Consider the following 17728-nt stretch of genomic DNA (forward strand, 5'->3'; position numbering starts at 1 on the left):
TGCACGTTTCGGGGTACCCGGATACGGTTCAACCTCTTGACGGGAGTCACCCCGAACGGCTCAGCTTAGAGTTCACTAGTTGGACATACACGGGGCCTCGCCGAAGCGGCCCCGCGCTCAGGAGGTCGTCGTGGAGACTCCAGGGTCGCAGTCATCGCTGCACCGAGCCAACCTGGAGCGGGTCGTCCGGGCCGTACGCCTGGCAGGGTCCCTCACGCAGGCGGAGATCGCGCGGACGACCGGATTGTCCGCCGCGACCGTCTCCAACATCGTGCGGGAGCTGAAGGACGGCGGGACGGTCGAGGTCACGCCCACCTCGGCGGGCGGGCGCCGGGCCCGCAGCGTCAGCCTGAGCGGGGACGCCGGCATCGTGGTCGGCATCGACTTCGGGCACACCCATCTGCGCGTCGCGGTCGGGAACCTCGCCCACCAGGTGCTGGCCGAGGAGTCCGAGCCGCTGGACGTCGACGCGTCCGCCGCCCAGGGCTTCGACCGGGCCGAGGAGCTGGTCGACCGCCTGATCGGAGCAACGGGGGTGGACCGGTCCAAGGTGGCCGGCGTGGGGCTCGGTGTGCCCGGTCCGATCGATGTGGAGTCGGGGACGCTGGGCTCCACCGCGATCCTGCCCGGCTGGGGCGGCACCAAGCCCGCCGAGGAGCTGCGCGGACGGCTCGGCGTGCCCGTCCACGTGGACAACGACGCCAACCTCGGCGCCCTCGGCGAGCTGGTCTGGGGCAGCGGCAAGGGCGTGCGTGATCTTGCCTACATCAAGGTCGCGAGCGGTGTCGGCGCCGGTCTGGTGATCGACGGGAAGATCTACCGCGGCCCGGGCGGCACGGCCGGAGAAATAGGACATATTACACTCGACGAATCCGGCCCGGTCTGCCGCTGCGGCAACCGCGGCTGCCTGGAGACCTTCGCGGCGGCGCGCTATGTGCTGCCGCTGCTCCAGCCCAGCCACGGCCCCGATCTGACCATGGAAGGCGTCGTGCGGCTGGCCAGGGACGGTGACCCGGGCTGTCGTCGGGTGATCGCCGACGTCGGCCGCCACATCGGCAGTGGAGTGGCCAACCTCTGCAACCTTCTGAACCCGAGCAGGGTGGTCCTCGGCGGTGATCTCGCCGAGGCCGGTGAGCTGGTGCTCGGGCCGATCAGGGAGTCCGTCGGCCGCTACGCCATCCCCAGCGCGGCGCGCCAACTGTCCGTTCTCCCGGGGGCACTTGGGGGCCGTGCGGAGGTGCTCGGAGCGCTCGCCCTCGCTCTCAGCGAGATGGGCGATTCGACCCTTCTGGACGGTTCTGTCACTGGCGCGCTGCCCGCCGCGACCCCTGCCTTCACTTAGAGAACGGATGGCACCGTTGCCATCTCGTTAAGGATTTACTTCTTGACGTCGCACGTGTGGCCGAGTTGACTTCCAGCCACCTCGGCCGCAACGTCGCGGCCTCGTCAGGGAGGTTTCTAGAAGTGAACACGCGTATGCGTCGTGCGGCCTTCGCCGTTGCTGCTGGTGCCATGGCCGTCTCGCTCGCCGCCTGTGGCAGCGCCAAGGAGTCGAAGGGCGGAAGCTCTTCCTCCTCGTCGTCCGCCAAGAAGGGTGACGACATCACGGTCGGTCTCCTGCTTCCGGAGAACAAGACCGCGCGGTACGAGAAGTTCGACAAGCCCCTGATCGAGAAGAAGATCCAGGAGCTGACGAACAACAAGGCGAAGTTCCAGTACAACAACGCCCACCAGGACGCGAACCTGCAGGCGCAGCAGGTCGACACCATGATCACCAACAAGGTGGACGTCCTGATCCTGGACGCGGTCGACGCCAAGGCCATCCAGAACTCCGTGCAGAAGGCCGTGGACGCCGGTATCAAGGTCGTCGCATACGACCGCCTCGCCGAGGGCCCGATCAGCGCCTACACCTCGTTCGACAACGAGAAGGTCGGCGAGACCCAGGGCCAGGCCCTGCTGACGGCGCTGGGCGGCAAGGCCACCAAGTCCTCCAAGATCGTCATGGTCAACGGCTCGGTCACCGACCCGAACGCCGCCCAGTTCAAGAAGGGCGCGCACTCCGTCCTCGACGGCAAGGTGACCGTCGCCAAGGAGTACGACACCAAGGAGTGGTCGCCGGACAACGCCAACTCCGAGATGGAGGCGGCGATCTCCGCGGTCGGCAAGGGCAAGATCGCGGGTGTCTACTCCGCCAACGACGGCATGGCCGGCGGTATCATCACCGCCCTCAGCGCCGCGGGCATCAAGGTCCCGGTCACCGGTCAGGACGCCGAGCTCGCCGGTGTGCAGCGCATCGTCGCCGGTTCGCAGTGGATGAGCGTCTACAAGCCGTACGCCCCCGAGGCCGACGCCGCCGCCGAGATGGCCGTCGCGCTGGCCCAGGGCAAGTCGCTGGACTCCGTCGCGAAGGACAAGGTCTCCAGCAACTCGCAGAAGGACGTCCCCTCGGTGCTGGTCCCGGTCACCTCGCTGACCAAGGACAACATCAAGGACACCGTGATCAAGGACGGCGTCTACACCGTCGACCAGATCTGCACCGCCGACTACAAGGCGGCCTGCGCCAAGCTCGGCCTCAAGTAGGCGGACCCGCGTCCTTCCCCGAACCGGGCATTCGTCCTTGAATGCCCGTAGGGGATGCGACCGGCCGGCTTCACCAGACTCCCGAAGGCGCCCCGCGCATTCACACAGCCCCGCAAGCTCGGCGCGGGGCGCCCGACGGAACTACCCCCCAACTTTTCTGCACAACCTCCCGCCGGGTCAGGCGGCGAAGGAGATGGTTCACGTGTCCGCTACGCCCGTGCTGGCGTTGCGCGGGGTCTCCAAGCGATTCGGTGCCGTCCAGGCGCTCACCGACGTAGAGCTTGAGGTCCACGCCGGTGAGGTGGTCGCCCTGGTGGGCGACAACGGCGCCGGAAAGTCCACGCTGGTCAAGACGATCGCCGGCGTGCACCCGATCGACGAGGGTGCCATCGAGTGGGACGGCAAGCCCGTCTCCATCAGCAGGCCGCACGACGCCCAGGCCCTGGGCATCGCGACGGTCTACCAGGACCTCGCGCTGTGCGACAACATCGACGTCGTCGGCAACCTGTTCCTCGGCCGTGAGCTGAGGAAGTGGGGCGTCCTGGACGAGGTCGAGATGGAGCGCCGCTCCCGCGAGCTGCTCACCACGCTCTCGATCCGCATCCCCAGCGTCCGCATCCCGATCGCCTCGCTCTCCGGCGGTCAGCGCCAGACCGTGGCCATCGCCCGCTCCATGCTCGGCGACCCCAAGCTGGTCATCCTCGACGAGCCCACCGCCGCCCTCGGTGTCGAGCAGACCGCCCAGGTCCTCGACCTCGTGGAGCGCCTGCGCGAGCGCGGTCACGCCGTCATCCTCATCAGCCACAACATGGCGGACGTGAAGGCGGTGGCCGACAAGGTCGCCGTCCTGCGCCTCGGCCGCAACAACGGCGTCTTCGAGGTCAAGACGACCTCGCAGGAGGAGATCATCTCCGCCATCACCGGCGCCACCGACAACGCCGTGACCCGCCGTGCGGCGCGCGTGAACGGGGAGGTTTCCAAGTGAGCATCGACAAGACCTCCGCGAACGTGGACAAGACCCCCGAGCCCGCGGGCGACGCGCAGGTGGTGAACCCCGAGGCCGCGGCCGCCGCGGTCACCGCCGTCGACCCCCGCCTGCTGGTGCAGGAGGAGGGCCTGCTCGGCTACTGGTACGAGTTCAAGCGCAAGATGAAGGCCGGCGAGCTGGGCTCGATCCCGGTCGTCGTGGGCCTCGCCCTCATCTGCGTGATCTTCCAGCTGCTGAACTCGGAGTTCCTCTCCGCGCAGAACATCAGTGACATCACCGTCACCATGGTCGGCACGGGCATGATCTCGGTCGGCATCGTCTTCGTGCTGCTGCTGGGCGAGATCGACCTGTCGGTCGGCTCCGTCAGCGGTGCGGCCAGCGCCCTCGCGGCCGTCCTCGCGGTCAACCAGGGCTGGCCCGAGTGGGCGGCCGTGCTCGTCGCGATCGTCGCCGGTATCGCCATCGGCGCGCTGCACGGCTTCTTCTTCGCGGTGCTCGGCGCCCCCGCCTTCGCCGTCACGCTGGCCGGCCTGCTGTTCTGGCTCGGCTTCATGCTGAAGGTGCTGGGCGCGGACGGCACGATCAACCTCGCGCCGGACGGCCTGGTCTCCAAGCTGACCACGTACTTCTTCTCCGACGTGGCCGCCGCCTACGGGCTCGCCGTCGTCGTGGTCGCCGTGTTCTTGCTCACCTCCTTCCTCGGCAACCGGCGCCGTGAGGCCGCGGGCGTCCCGTTCCGGCCGCTCAGCGACACGCTCCTGCGCACCGCCCTGCTGGCCGTGGTCTCCTTCGCGGCGGCCTACATGTACAACCAGTACAAGGGCCTGCCGCTGGCCACGGTGATCTTCCTCGCGTTCCTGGTCGGCACGGACTTCGTGCTGCGGCGCACCTCCTACGGCCGCAAGATCTTCGCGCTCGGCGGCAGCGTCGAGGCGTCGCGGCGCGCGGGCATCAACGTCACGGCGGTGCGGATCTCCGTCTTCGCCATCTCCGGCGGTTTCGCCGCGATCGGCGGTCTGTTCCTGGCCTCCAAGATCGCCTCCGCCAACCAGAGCGCCGGCACCGGTGACCTGCTGATGAACGCGATCGCCGCTGCCGTCATCGGTGGCACGTCGCTGTTCGGCGGCCGGGGCCGCACCTGGAACGCGCTGCTCGGTGTGCTGGTGATCGTCTCGATCCAGTACGGCCTCCAGCTGGAGTCCATCGCCGAGCCGGTGAAGTACATGATCACCGCGGCGGTCCTGCTGACCACGGTCGTGATCGACTCCATCACCCGCAAGACCCAGAAGACCGCGGGTCGCGCGTAACCGAAGACAGCAGCAGCGCCCGGCACCGAAACGTGCCGGGCGCTGTCGTGTCCGGCAAAGCATGAACATTAGACTCGGGCGAGCCCGGCGAAAGCTCGATCAGCTCTATAGCAAGAAGGAGGCACGGGTGCCGCTGCTGACCCGCATCAGGGGACCGCGCGATCTGGACCGGCTCAGCCCCGAGGAGCTGGACCAGCTGGCGGAGGAGATCCGGACCTTCCTCGTCGACGCCGTCTCCAAGACCGGCGGCCACCTCGGCCCCAACCTGGGCGTCGTCGAGCTCACCATCGCCCTGCACCGCGTCTTCGAGTCCCCCAGGGACAAGGTGCTGTGGGACACCGGCCACCAGTCCTACGTGCACAAGCTGCTCACCGGCCGGCAGGACTTCTCGAAGCTGAAGATGAAGGGCGGCCTGTCCGGCTATCCCTCGCAGGCCGAGTCCGAGCACGACGTCATCGAGAACAGCCACGCCTCCACGGTGCTCGGCTGGGCCGACGGCATCGCCAAGGCCAACCAGCTGAAGAAGCGGGACAGCCACGTCGTCGCCGTCATCGGTGACGGCGCCCTGACCGGCGGCATGGCCTGGGAGGCGCTGAACAACATCGCCGAGGCCAAGGACCGCCCGCTCGTCATCGTCGTCAACGACAACGAGCGCTCCTACGCCCCGACCATCGGCGGCCTCGCCAACCACCTGGCGACCCTGCGCACGACCGACGGCTACGAGCGCTTCCTCGCCCGGACCAAGGACATCCTCGACCGCACCCCGGTCGTCGGCAGGCCGCTGTACGAGACCCTGCACGGCGCCAAGAAGGGGCTGAAGGACTTCATCGCCCCGCAGGGCATGTTCGAGGACCTGGGCCTGAAGTACGTCGGCCCGATCGACGGTCACGACATCGAGGCGCTGGAGTCGGCGCTGGCCCGGGCCAAGCGGTTCGGCGGCCCGGTGATCGTGCACTGCCTGACCGAGAAGGGCCGCGGCTACCAGCCCGCCCTGCAGGACGAGGCCGACCGCTTCCACGGCATCGGGCCCATCCACCCCGACACGGGCCTGCCGGTCAAGGCGTCGGGTGCCGACTGGACCTCCGTCTTCGGCGACGAGATGGTCGCGCTCGGCAAGGAACGCGAGGACATCGTGGCCATCACGGCGGCGATGCTGCAGCCCGTCGGCCTGAAGAAGTTCGCGGACGCCTTCCCGGACCGGATCTACGACGTCGGGATCGCCGAGCAGCACGGCGCCGTCTCGGCGGCCGGTCTGGCCCACGCCGGGGTGCACCCGGTCTTCGCCGTCTACGCCACCTTCCTCAACCGCGCCTTCGACCAGGTCCTGATGGACGTGGCCCTGCACAAGTGCGGCGTGACGTTCGTCCTGGACCGGGCCGGCGTCACCGGAACGGACGGCGCCTCGCACAACGGCATGTGGGACATGTCGATCCTGCAGGTCGTCCCCGGACTGCGGCTCGCCGCCCCGCGCGACGCCGAACAGGTGCGGGCACAGCTGCGCGAGGCCGTCGCCGTCGAGGACGCGCCGACCGTGGTGCGCTTCTCCAAGGGCGCCGTCGGCCCCGCCGTACCGGCCGTGGGCCGCGTCGGCGGCATGGACGTGCTGCGCGAGCCGGGCACCGCCAAGCCGGACGTGCTGCTGGTCTCCGTGGGCGCCCTGGCCCCGATGTGCCTGGAGATCGCCGGCCTGCTCGACCGGCAGGGCATCTCCACCACCGTGGTCGACCCGCGCTGGGTCAAGCCCGTCGACGAGGCCATGGCCCCGCTGGCGGAGCGGCACCGGGTCGTCGTCACCGTCGAGGACAACAGCCGGGTCGGCGGCGTCGGCTCCGCGGTCGCCCAGGCCCTGCGGGACGCGGGCGTGGACGTGCCGCTGCGCGACTTCGGCATCCCGCCGCGGTTCCTCGACCACGCCTCGCGCGGCGAGGTGATGGCCGAGATCGGCCTGACCGCTCCCGACATCGCCCGTCAGGTCACCGGACTGGTCGCCAAGCTGGACGGCCGGTTCGACCGTACGGCCGCCGAGGTGGACTCGGTGGAACCCGCGCGCGACTGACCCGTGACGGGCCCTCACGGGCCGGTTCCGCCACGTTCTGCGGTGGCGGAACCGGCCCGTCTGCGTTTACCTGCCTGTGCCGGGGCATACGCATCCCGACCCTCTCGATCATGTTGAGCCATATCGAGGTCTCACAAGCGTGGGAGGCAGGCACGTGAGCAGCGCGCTCTTCCGGACGAAGAACGTCGAGCAGTCGATCCAGGACACCGAGGAACCGGAGCATTCGCTCAAGAAGTCCCTCTCCGCCCTGGACCTGACCGTCTTCGGCGTCGGTGTGATCATCGGCACCGGCATCTTCGTCCTCACCGGACAGGTGGCGAAGAACAACGCCGGCCCGGCCACGGCGCTGGCCTTCGTGGTGGCCGGCGTGGTCTGCGCGCTCGCCGCCCTCTGCTACGCCGAGTTCGCCTCGACGGTGCCCGTCGCCGGTTCGGCGTACACCTTCAGCTACGCCTCGCTGGGCGAACTGCCCGCCTGGATCATCGGCTGGGACCTGGTCCTGGAGTTCGCGCTCGGCACGGCGGTGGTGGCGGTCGGCTGGTCCGGCTACATCCGCTCGCTGCTGGACAACGCCGGCTGGCACCTGCCGGGCTATCTGGCCGGCCGGGACGGCGCCCACGGCTTCGGCTTCGACATCCTCGCCGCCGCCCTGGTGCTGGTCCTCACCGGCATCCTCGTCCTCGGCATGAAGCTGTCCGCGCGGATCACCCAGGTCGTGGTCGCCATCAAGGTGGCCGTCGTCCTCGTCGTGATCATCGCCGGCGCCTTCTTCGTCTCGGGCGACAACTACAAGCCGTTCATCCCGCACCCGCAGCCGGTGGCGGCGGGCGGCAACAACCTCAAGGCCCCGCTCATCCAGCTGATGTTCGGCTGGACCCCCGCCGACTTCGGCGTGATGGGCATCTTCACCGCCGCGTCCGTGGTGTTCTTCGCGTTCATCGGGTTCGACATCGTGGCCACGGCCGCCGAGGAGACCCGCAACCCGCAGCGGGACATGCCCCGCGGCATCCTGGGCTCGCTGCTCGTCTGCACCGTGCTCTACGTCGCCGTCTCCGTCGTCGTCACCGGTATGCAGAAGTACACCCGGCTGTCCATCGAGGCCCCGCTGGCCGACGCCTTCAAGGCCGTGGGACACCCCTGGTTCGCGGGCGTCATCAGCTTCGGCGCCGCCGTCGGCCTGACCACCGTCTGTCTGATCCTGCTGCTCGGCCAGACCCGGGTGTTCTTCGCGATGAGCCGGGACGGACTGCTGCCGCGGTTCTTCTCCCGCGTCCATCCGCGCTTCAGGACCCCGCACCGGCCGACCATCCTGCTCGGTGTGGTCATCGCGATCGTGGCCGGTTTCACCAGCCTGAGCGAACTGGCCGAGCTGGTGAACATCGGCACGCTGTTCGCGTTCGTCGTCGTCGCGATCAGCGTGATCATCCTGCGCCGGACCCGCCCGGACCTGCCCCGTGCCTTCCGCACCCCTTGGGTCCCGTTCGTCCCGATCGTGTCCGTGTGCGCCACGCTCTGGCTGATGCTCAACCTGCCCGCGGAGACCTGGCTCAGGTTCGCCGTCTGGATGGTCATCGGCTTCGTCGTCTACTTCCTCTACGGCCGCACGCACAGCCGGCTCGCCCCGGGCCGGCGGGACGTCCCGCAGGCCGCGGACGACACTCCGTAACCTTTCTCTCCGTCACCCGGCCCCGTATGTCCCGCTTCGGGTGGGACGGCGGGGCCGGATAGCGTGCTGCCCATGCTCGCCGCCCCCCTGGCCCCCGCACGGACCGTAGTCACCAGGACCGTCACCCGGACGGCGTACTGGGCGCGGCTGCTGCCCCTGCTGGCGCTGCTGGCCTGCGCCACCAGGATCCCGTCCTTCGCCCGGCCGCTGTGGAACCCGGACGAGGGCTATCTCGCCGTACAGGCACGGCTGCTCGCCCAGGGCGGCCAGCTGTACGAGACGGTGGTGGACCGCAAGCCGCCGCTGCTGCCCTGGCTGTACGAGGCCGCCTTCGCGGTCTGCGGCTCCGGCTCGCTCACCCCGCTGCGGGTGCTGGCGGTCCTCGCCCAGCTGCTCACCGCCGCCCTGCTGGCCTCGCTCGCCCGGCGCCGCTGGGGTGACGCGGCGGGCCGCACGGCCGGGGTGCTGTATCTGCTGGTCTCGGTCGGTCTCAACCCCGAGGACGCGCAGGCCGCCACCTTCGAGGTGTTCATACTGCCCGCCACGGCCGCCGCCGTGTGGTGCGCGGACCGCGGACGGTGGGGCGCGGCCGGGGCCGCGGTCGCCGTCGCGTGCCTCACCAAGCAGACCGGCGGCGCGGTGCTGCTGCCGGCCCTCTGGCTGCTGCACCGGCAGGGCACCTCGCGCGCGGGCGTCCTCCGGCTCGCCGCCGGATGCGCCCTGCCGGTGCTGGGCGCGGCCCTGCTGACGGATCCGGCCGGATTCGTCTTCTGGACGGTGACCGGCTCCAGCGCGTACGCCTCCTTCACCGGCTCCGAACTCCACGTCCTGGTGCGGGCGCTGACCAACACCGCGATCCTCGCCGGCGCCTCGGCGGGGCTGCTCCCGCCGGTCGTGCGCGCCGTGCGGCTCACCCGCGCCGGCGTGCCGGACCTGTGGCTGTGGCTGGGCTCCTCGGCCGCCGCCGTCACCCTCGGCTTCCACTTCTTCGGCCACTACTATCTGCAACTCACCCCGCCGCTCGCCCTGCTGGCCACGGCCGCGCTGCACGTCCTGCCCGGGGAACGGCTGCTGACGGCCGTCCTCACCTCGGTCTGCACCTGCGCCCTCTTCCTCGCCTGGGGCCTCTTCGCCCCGCGCCCCGAACTCACCCACGCCCAGCGCCTCGCCGCCGCCCTCGCCGAGCGCACCGGGCCCGCCGACCGCGTCCTCGTCTGGGGCATACACCCCGAGACGTACTGGCTGGCCGACCGGACCCCGGCCACCCGCTTCCTGACGGCGGGCCTGCTCACCAACTACAGCGGCGGCCGGGACGGCCCGCAGGTCGGCGAGAAGTACGCCGTCGCCGGGGCCTGGCCGGTGTTCCGGCGGGAACTGGACGCCCACTCCCCGGTCCTGGTCGTCGACGACTCCCGCGGCAAGCCGTACGCCCCCGACCGCCTGCCCACCCTGCGCCGGCTGCTGGCGGCGCGCTACGAGGAGGTGGGGAGGGTGGACGGGGCCGTGTTCTACGCCCGCTCGCCGCGCGGCCGGAGCCGGTCCGGCCCGTGAGAAGAGGGGGGAGGGGTGAGGCCCGGTACCCCGCCGGCCCTCAGCCGAGGACCGCCCGCGGCCCGGCCACCTCCGCGCCCAGGCCGGTCACCCGGCGCCGCAGCTCACGGTCGGCCGTGACCACCAGGCGGGCCCGGCCGGGGTGCTCGGCGGTCAGCTCCACGATCCGGTCGTCCCCGCTGCCGGGTGCCGACTCCACCCGTACCCCGGGCACGGACTCCACCCCGCGGGCCGCGCCCTCGACGACGAGCACTACCTCCGCCGCACCGTCGTGCCCAGGCAGCCCACCGGCGGCCAGCCGGTCCCGCAGCCGCTGCGCGGCGCCCCTGCGGTCCCGCCACCAGCCGTCGGGCCGTGACCCGACGACGTTCGCGCCGTCGACGATCACCAGCAGGGGGCCGTCCGCGTCCGGGGTGCCGAGGGACTCGTCCATGGGGCAAGGGTCCCACGCGGCCGGTGCGGGGCGGCTTCCGGCGTCCTTCCGCACCGGCTTAAGGTGAACCGGTGAACGGCGACTGGCTCCTTCGCGGCCGCGACGGCCGGCTCAGTGTCTACCAGCTGTCGGGCGACGCCGTCCTGTGCCGGGCGGAGCGCGCGCCGGGCGGCCCCTGGAGCGACCCGCGCACCGTGGGCGGCGACCAGAGGCTGCACCCCGTCCTCGCCGTCGGCCAGGGCGCCGACGGCTACGCCCATCTGGTCTCCTGGCGGCCCACGGCGAAGGGCGAGTCGGGCCTGGTGCACTCCACCCACTTCCGTCCGCGGCTGTCGGCGCTGGACTGGAACCCGGTCGGCCATCCGAACAAGAAGGGCGACCGCACCGGCACGCCCGCCGTGGCCGTGGACGCGCACGGCAGGGCCCATGTCTTCGTGCGCAACAACGGCGGCGGAGTGAGCATGCTCGCGCAGAAGGAGAAGGGCGGCTGGGACCCCTGGCGGGACCTGTTGGGCAGCCAGGTCCAGGACGGGCTCGCGGCGGTGACGGGGGAGTCCGGCAGGGTGGAGCTGTACGCGGCCGCCCCCGGTGCCCTGCTGTACTGGCGCCAGGAGGAGCCCGGCGCCCAGCCGGTCCTCACGGAGACCCTGCGGACCGCGGTCCGTCCCGGCACCCTGCGCGCCCTGGCCACGTCCCCGGACAGCACGACCGTCTTCTACACCGACGACTCGGGCGGCCTGCGCGCCTGGCGCCCCGGCGGCAAGCCGGCCGGCCTCCTGCCGGCGGCTGGCCCCGGCCCGGTCTCGGCCGTCCGCTGCGACCTCGACGGCCACGACTGCACCCTGCTGGCCCAGCGCTCGGCGGACGGCCGGGTGGCCTTCGCCGCGTATCCCACGGAGCTGGAGCCGGCGGGGGCCTGGTGGGCGGAGTCGGGCCCGCGGCTGCCGGTGGACGCGCTGGTGTCGCTCGCGGTGGACGAGGACGACCGGGTGGTCGCGGCAACGTTGTCCCCGTCCACGGGCCAACTCCTCCTCACCTGGCGCAAGGACGAGCCGGGGCTGGCGATGGAGGCGTGGCGGCAGATCTGAGGGCCGCCCCGGGCCGGCCCGTGCACCGGACGGGCACACGGCCGTCACACCGTGTTCGTCGAACGTTCGACCTATGATGAGGCGCGCCCGGCCTCCCCGTGCAACAGGTGTTCGGGACTCGACCGCGCCGGGCACAGGGAAGGGGCGGGTCACGTCATGCGGACCGGATCCGGGCGCGGCGCCGCCCGGCGCAGAGCGGCCGACCACGTCGTCGTGCGCGCGGGGACGACGCAGGGGCAGGCGGCCGAGGCGACCGTGGCGGGCCGCTGGCTCACGCTCGGCAAGGACGGCAGGCTGACCGCCTACGCCCGCACCCGCGGCGGCCTGCTGCGCTGGACGGAGACCCGGCCGGGCGGCCCGGACTGGGCGGAACCCGACTTCTTCCCCGTGCCGGACCTGACCCACCTCTCGGTGGCCCAAGGCGCCGACTCCTACGTCCACTTCGTCGGCCGGCGCGAGGTCCGCAAGGGCGACGGCCCGCCCGCCGTAGACGTCGTGCACGCCATCCAGTACCAGACCGGCCGCCCGGTGACCGAGTGGCGCTCGCTGGGCAATCCGCACCAGGACCGGGAGAAGGCCGCCCGCTTCGGCGTCCCGGTCGCCGCGGTCAGCGGCTCGGGGCGCGTGCACGTCTTCGCGCGCAACGCGGGCCGCGGGGTGATGCTCCGCCGCGAGGGGCCCACCGGAAAGTGGGAGCCCTGGCAGGACCTCAAGGGCAGCCGGGTGCAGGACGGCCTGGTGGCCGTCGGCCACGCCTCCGGGCGCATCGAGGTGCTGGCGGGCGGCGAGCGGAACGTCATGTGGTGGCGGCAGGCCGAGGCCGACGGCGACTTCCGGCAGGAGCCCGACATCCCGGTCGCGGTGGCGCCGGGCACGGTGGCGGCGCTGGAGACGGCACCGGACCGGGCCACGTACTACTGGGCCGACCCGCACAGCGGGCAGCTGCTCGCCCACCGTCCCGGCGGCTGGGTCATCCCCCTCGGCGGAGCACCGGCCGGGGACCCGGTCGCCGTGCTGCGCGCGGTGCTCGACGGGTACGACTGCACGGTGCTGGCGCACCGGGACATGGACGGGCAGGTCGTTCTCGCCGCCTGCGGCGCCGAGAACGAGCAGGCGGGCGTGTGGTGGTCGCCGACCGGCGAGCACTGCGTCGGCGCCCCGGCGCTCGCCCTGGACGCGTACGGCCGGATCGTGCTCGCCGTGATCGCACCGGACGGGGCGCTGCACATCGCCCGTCAGGCCGGCGGCCCCGGTCTGGCGCTGTCCCCGTCGGTCCGCGTCTGACCCGCGCCGGCGCTCAGGACGAGGACGCCGAACCCCCCGTGGCGGGCGACTTCTTCGCCGACTCGGGGATCTCGTGGTCCTTGCGCAGCGCCTGCCACAGCCGGCCGGCCTGGGGCTCGGCGGCCACGACGCGGTTCGGGTCCTGGGTGTCGTACCGGACGGGCAGCATGATCGTCTCCATGGTGGACGGATCGATGCCGTTCAGGCTGCGCCCGAACTCGGCGAGCCTGGTCAGGGAGGCGAGGCCCGAGTCGGTGGTGAGCGACGCGGTGAGCTTGTCGGCGATCCGGTAGGCCTTGGTGGGGCTGCCGAGCAGGTCCTGCTTCTTGATCTCGCTCAGCAGGGCGATGAGGAACTGCTGCTGCAGGCCGATGCGTCCGAGGTCGCTGCCGTCGCCGATGCCGTGCCGGGTGCGGACGAACTGCAGGGCCTGCGTGCCGTCGAGCTCGTGCGTGCCGGCGGTCAGGTCCAGGCCGCTGGACTTGTCGTGGATGTCCTGGTCCACGGTGACGGTGACGCCGCCGATGGCGTCCACGAGTCCCTTGAAGCCCGCGAAGTCGATCTCCAGGAAGTGGTCCATCCGCACCCCGGACATCTGCTCGACGGTCTTGACCACACAGGCCGGACCGGCGAGCGAGTAGACGGAGTTGAACATCACGCGCTTCGCCGAGGGAAGCGTCGAGCCGTCCTTCCTGGTGCACTCGGGCCGGGTCACCAGGGTGTCGCGCGGGATGCTCACGGCGACGGCCCTGCTGCGGCCCTCGGGTATGTGGATCACCAGCGCGGTGTCGGAGCGGGCACCGGAGACGTTGCCGGTGCCGAGCGAGGCGTTGGCGCCGGACCGCGAGTCGGAGCCGAGGACCAGGAGGTTCTGCCCCGAGGTGGGCAGCTTCTCGGGCCGGTCGTCACCGATCGCCCGGTCGAGGTCGACCCCCTTGATGTTGCCGTTGAGATCGCTGTAGAGCCAGTAACCGGCCCCGCCCGCGGCGAGGACGAGGAGGACGAGGCTCAGCGCGATCCAGCGGCCCACGCGACGGCGCTTTCTGGGCGGCTTGGCCCGGCGGCTCGCCGGCGCCCGCCGTGATCCCCGGGAGCCCGTCTCCGTCTGGGCGTGCGTCATGGACTCGGTTCCTCTCTCGTGCCGGCTCGATGCCGTGATTCCTCGGGAGCTCAGGGCACGAGTGGGGGGAGACCGGGCCCGTCTGCGGCGGTGGACAGCGTCCACCGGTCATCAGACGTTCAGAGGGACGTAAGAGTTGTATGTGTTTTCTGTCATTTCCGACTCATGTTGACAGCTGTGCAATCGCTTGCCGATGATGTGCCAGTCCTGTGAAGGTTAAACATTCGGTGTGAACCTGCGGCGGCCTCTTGCCGTCGCGTCGACGTGGTCGCGCATTCGAGCCGGGGGGCACGAGGGCGAGCGGACACGAGTACTCACCCACGGCCTGGCCCGGGTGAGCAGAGGGAGGGGTGGCTGTGCCGGTGCGTGCGTCGGCCCGTGGGGGGCGAGCGACGTGACGACTGTCTCCGATCACGCTCTCGGGCGGACGGCGGGTGCAGCGGACCACGCTCCACGAGGACATGCCGTACGGCGGCCTTCCGCCGAGAGCGGCCCCACCACACTCACCGCCGAGCACGGCGACGTCTACGTCGAGCCGGGACTGACACCGCTTGCCGCCCGTGAGGCCAACCGGTCCGCGCTCACCGCGCTGCTCGCCACGGCGGGCGTCGGCCACTTCGCCGTCCGCGGCACCTCCGACCACGGCACGGTCGTCGCCGTGGCCGAGGAGGACCGGGACCGTGTGCTCGCCGTGGTGTTCCGCGGGATGAGCCAGTTCCCCGGTCACCTCAGCGTGATCGACCCGGACGCGCCCCGGCCGGCCAAGCCCGTCTCCTCCCGCGATCCCAGGGCCTGGCGTGACGTCGCCGGCGCGCGCGTCCTGCAGATCAGCTGGTACCGGACCGACCCGGACCGGCAGCTGCTCCTCGGGCACGAGTACGGCTGCGCCATCGAGTTCTGGCAGCGGCAGGGCACCTACCTCCTCGCGCCCCGCGCCAACCGCGCCGCCTGGGCCGTCGCCGCCGAGGGCGGGAACGTCCTCGGCTCCGCCCGGCTGTTCAGCCGGTTCGTCTCGGACTGGACCCCGCGGCACCTCGCACCCGCGCTGCCCACGCGCCCCGAGTTCCTGGTGAACTGCGCGGACGACATCGCCTTCCCCGTCGACGCCGTCTACACCTGGGTCGACGGCGACGACCCCGCCTGGCAGCAGCGCAAGGCCCAGGCGAAGGGCGAGGTCTACCACGCGGAGTCCGCGAGCGACGCCCGTTTCATCAGCCGCGACGAACTGCGCTACTCCGTGCGGTCGCTGCACCTGTTCGCTCCGTGGATCCGCACGATCCACATCGTCACCGACGACCAGGTACCGGCCTGGCTGCGCGAGGACGTGCCCGGCATCCGGATCGCCACCCACCGCGAGATCTTCCGCGACCGGTCGGTGCTGCCCGTGTTCAACTCGCACGCCATCGAGTCGCAGCTGCACCACATCGAGGGCCTGTCCGAGCACTTCCTGTACTTCAACGACGACATGTTCATCGGCCGGCCGGTCGCCCCGCACGCCTTCTTCACGCCGAACGGCACGGCCCGCTACTTCCCCTCGCGCAACCGCATCCCGCAGGGCCCGGTCATGGAGACGGACACCCCGGTCGACGCGGCGTGCAAGAACAACCGCGCCCTGCTGCTGGAACGCTTCGGCAAGGTGATCACCCAGCCGATGGAGCACATTCCGTACGCGCTGCGCCGCTCGGCGATGGAGGAGGCCGAGCAGGACTTCCCCCAGGCCTGGGCGCGTACGGCGGGCAGCCGGTTCCGGGCCATGACCGACCTGTCGCCGACCTCGTCCTTCGCGCTCTACTACGCGGCGCTGACCGGCCGGGCGCAACCGGGCTCGATGCCCTTCACCTACCTCCAGCTGGCCGTACCGGACCTGGCGGACCGGCTGCAACGGCTGCTAGACGGCCGGGACCAGGACTCCTTCTGCCTCAACGACGCCTTCTCGACACCAGAGGACATCGAGGCACAACAGGAGCTGCTGGACGGCTTCCTCACCTCCTACTTCCCCACTCCCAGTCCTTACGAACGATGAAACGGAGTTCATGACGTGCCGGACCCGACGTCCATGAGCTCCGCGGCCAACGTCTACAAACGCCTCGTCCCCCAGCCGGTGCGCTCCGCCGCCTCGACGACGCTGCCCGCCGGTGTGCGGCGCAAGGTCAAGCGGCAGCTCGCCCGGACCCTGAGCCGCCGTGAGGCACGGCTGCACCGCAGAGCCCTGCGCCGCGTGCGCCGGGCGCGGCTCGGTCACTCCGAGCGCCGCACCCAGGCACCCGACGGCAGGGTCGGCCACGTGCACACCGGCCTCACCGTCGACCTGGCCCGCCGGCTCGACCACGACCTGGTCACCCAGGCCCTGGACACCGCCGACATCCCCTGGTTCGCCGTCCCGGGGCTCGACGACCGCCGCATCTGCCTCGCCGTGGACCAGCAGGACAAGGGCGCGGTCCGCCGGGTCCTGCGCGCGCTGCTGGAGGAGCACACCGGCTACGTCGCCTCCGTCTCACCCGCCAGGAACGACACCGGGGACCTGCCCGGCAGCCATGTGAAGGCCTGGAAGCACTACGGCAAGGCCAAGGTGATCCGCCTGACCTGGCTGCGCACCGAGCCCACCGAGAACCTCTGGGTCGGCGAGGACCAGGGCATCGAGATCGAGTTCTGGAGCGCCAACACCGACCTGCCCACCGAGCGGCTGATCGGCCCGCGTCCCAACCGGGTCCAGCGCGCGGTGCCCAGCGACGCGCCCGGCGTCGAGATCGGCCTCGACCGGCTGTCCGGCTACTGCGACATCGACGGCGACATGGAGCCGACGGTCACCCTGGAGAACTTCGACGTGCCGCGGCTCGAGGAGATCACCTTCCCGGTGGACGCGGTCCTGCTGTGGCAGCACCCCACCGGATGGGGGGAGGAGCTGCTGCGGGCCGCACTGCGCTCCCTGCACCAGTACGCCCCCTGGGTGGACGCCGTCCACGTGGTCGCGGAGACGGAGCCGCCGGCCTGGCTGGCGGCCGACGACCGGCTCACCGTGGTGCGGGCCCGGCCGGGTTCCGAGTGGTACCTGCACCAACTGCCGGATCTCGCCGAGCAGTTCCTGCTGCTGCGGCCCGGAGCCCTGTTCGGCCGGCCCGTCCGCGCCTTCGACTACTTCACCCCGAACGGCGCGACCCGCCCCCGGCGCGGCCCCTGGAACGCCCAGGAGTCCTTCGCGCCGTGGACGCGCACCGCGTACTCGGCCACCGGCCGCGTCGCCGCCCACGGTTACGCGCACGGCCCGCAGCCGCACCGCGCCGAGACCCTGCAGCGGCTCATGGAGTCCGGCGGTCAGCCGCTGCCCCTCGACGACGTCCAGCGGCTGACCGCCGTACCCGGCACGCATCCGCTGGACGGTGTCGTCCACCACGTCGCGCACGCCGCCGGCCTCGCCGACCCCTCGGGCGAGGCGTCGGTGGCGCTGCACGCGGCGCTGCCCGGCATCGGCAACCACCTGGAACGCCTGCTGGTCCGCCGCGACACCCAGCAGATCCAGCTCTTCGGTCTCGGTACCGAGGAGGCGCGGGTGCGCGGCGGCACCAAGGCCGCCGTGCGGTTCCTGCACCGCTACTTCCCCGTCCCGAGCCCCCTGGAGCGGGACCACCACGTCGACGAGGCGGGCGGCCGGCCGTGA

13 protein-coding genes are annotated in these 17728 nt (G+C 71.5%); 11 read left to right on the plus strand and 2 right to left on the minus strand.

The genetic code is table 11. The features are described 5' to 3' along the window. Positions 1 to 130 precede the first annotated feature (130 nt). The 7 genes from AB0N17_RS09580 (at position 131) to AB0N17_RS09610 (ending at position 10148) form a co-directional block, all read left to right on the plus strand. Positions 131 to 1342 (plus strand): ROK family transcriptional regulator, encoded by a 1212-nt coding sequence (locus AB0N17_RS09580; protein WP_366010614.1) that lies wholly within the window; start codon positions 131 to 133, stop codon positions 1340 to 1342. Positions 1343 to 1476: 134 nt separating this feature from the next. Further along, positions 1477 to 2580 carry a substrate-binding domain-containing protein gene (locus AB0N17_RS09585; RefSeq protein ID WP_366010677.1) on the plus strand — a complete coding sequence of 368 codons (1104 nt, stop codon included), beginning with the start codon at positions 1477 to 1479 and terminating at the stop codon, positions 2578 to 2580. 193 nt (positions 2581 to 2773) lie between these two features. Next, the gene (locus AB0N17_RS09590; protein WP_366010615.1) at positions 2774 to 3565 is read left to right on the plus strand and encodes an ATP-binding cassette domain-containing protein; all 792 of its coding nucleotides are present in this window, start codon (positions 2774 to 2776) and stop codon (positions 3563 to 3565) included. Next, complete coding sequence (locus tag AB0N17_RS09595; protein WP_366010616.1) at positions 3562 to 4875, plus strand: sugar ABC transporter permease; 1314 nt, start codon at positions 3562 to 3564, stop codon at positions 4873 to 4875. The genes AB0N17_RS09590 and AB0N17_RS09595 overlap by 4 nt, the downstream gene beginning before the upstream one ends. A gap of 127 nt (positions 4876 to 5002) precedes the next feature. Next, on the plus strand, positions 5003 to 6931 hold the full coding sequence (gene dxs / locus AB0N17_RS09600; protein ID WP_366010617.1) for a 1-deoxy-D-xylulose-5-phosphate synthase: 1929 nt from the start codon (positions 5003 to 5005) through the stop codon (positions 6929 to 6931). Positions 6932 to 7085: 154 nt separating this feature from the next. Continuing rightward, positions 7086 to 8597 (plus strand): amino acid permease, encoded by a 1512-nt coding sequence (locus AB0N17_RS09605; RefSeq protein ID WP_366010618.1) that lies wholly within the window; start codon positions 7086 to 7088, stop codon positions 8595 to 8597. Positions 8598 to 8669: 72 nt separating this feature from the next. Then, positions 8670 to 10148 carry a glycosyltransferase family 39 protein gene (locus AB0N17_RS09610; protein ID WP_366010619.1) on the plus strand — a complete coding sequence of 493 codons (1479 nt, stop codon included), beginning with the start codon at positions 8670 to 8672 and terminating at the stop codon, positions 10146 to 10148. Between the two features lie 40 nt (positions 10149 to 10188). On the opposite strand, the gene AB0N17_RS09615 is transcribed toward AB0N17_RS09610, so the two are convergent. Beyond that, positions 10189 to 10581, minus strand: coding sequence for an NTP pyrophosphohydrolase (locus tag AB0N17_RS09615; protein WP_366010620.1), 393 nt, complete (start codon positions 10579 to 10581; stop codon positions 10189 to 10191). A gap of 71 nt (positions 10582 to 10652) precedes the next feature. Between AB0N17_RS09615 and AB0N17_RS09620 the strand changes: the two genes are divergently transcribed. Together AB0N17_RS09620 and AB0N17_RS09625 are read left to right on the plus strand one after the other, a co-directional pair. Then, positions 10653 to 11669 carry a hypothetical protein gene (locus AB0N17_RS09620; protein WP_366010621.1) on the plus strand — a complete coding sequence of 339 codons (1017 nt, stop codon included), beginning with the start codon at positions 10653 to 10655 and terminating at the stop codon, positions 11667 to 11669. Positions 11670 to 11825: 156 nt separating this feature from the next. Further along, positions 11826 to 12953 (plus strand): hypothetical protein, encoded by a 1128-nt coding sequence (locus tag AB0N17_RS09625; RefSeq protein ID WP_366010622.1) that lies wholly within the window; start codon positions 11826 to 11828, stop codon positions 12951 to 12953. Positions 12954 to 12966: 13 nt separating this feature from the next. Here AB0N17_RS09625 and AB0N17_RS09630 read toward each other — a convergent pair whose 3' ends face one another. Then, positions 12967 to 14073 (minus strand): LCP family protein, encoded by a 1107-nt coding sequence (locus AB0N17_RS09630; RefSeq protein ID WP_366010623.1) that lies wholly within the window; start codon positions 14071 to 14073, stop codon positions 12967 to 12969. A 394-nt stretch (positions 14074 to 14467) separates the two neighbouring features. Here AB0N17_RS09630 and AB0N17_RS09635 point away from each other — a divergent pair, with 394 nt between their 5' ends. After that, positions 14468 to 16096, plus strand: a complete 1629-nt coding sequence (locus AB0N17_RS09635) for a stealth family protein (protein WP_366010624.1) — start codon at positions 14468 to 14470, stop codon at positions 16094 to 16096. 15 nt (positions 16097 to 16111) lie between these two features. Then, complete coding sequence (locus AB0N17_RS09640) at positions 16112 to 17728, plus strand: sugar phosphotransferase (RefSeq protein ID WP_366010625.1); 1617 nt, start codon at positions 16112 to 16114, stop codon at positions 17726 to 17728.

This window comes from Streptomyces sp. NPDC051133, from assembly GCF_040682635.1.
Lineage (GTDB): Bacteria > Actinomycetota > Actinomycetes > Streptomycetales > Streptomycetaceae > Streptomyces.

Excerpts from the sequence above, each read along its gene's own strand:
- AB0N17_RS09590 (WP_366010615.1), top strand. The coding sequence starts at position 2,774 with ATGGTTCACGTGTCCGCTACGCCCGTGCTGGCGTTGCGCGGGGTCTCC.
- AB0N17_RS09585 (WP_366010677.1), top strand. The coding sequence starts at position 1,477 with ATGCGTCGTGCGGCCTTCGCCGTTGCTGCTGGTGCCATGGCCGTCTCG.
- AB0N17_RS09610 (WP_366010619.1), top strand. The coding sequence starts at position 8,670 with ATGCTCGCCGCCCCCCTGGCCCCCGCACGGACCGTAGTCACCAGGACC.
- AB0N17_RS09625 (WP_366010622.1), top strand. The coding sequence starts at position 11,826 with ATGCGGACCGGATCCGGGCGCGGCGCCGCCCGGCGCAGAGCGGCCGAC.
- AB0N17_RS09630 (WP_366010623.1), bottom strand. The coding sequence starts at position 14,073 with ATGACGCACGCCCAGACGGAGACGGGCTCCCGGGGATCACGGCGGGCG.
- AB0N17_RS09615 (WP_366010620.1), bottom strand. The coding sequence starts at position 10,581 with ATGGACGAGTCCCTCGGCACCCCGGACGCGGACGGCCCCCTGCTGGTG.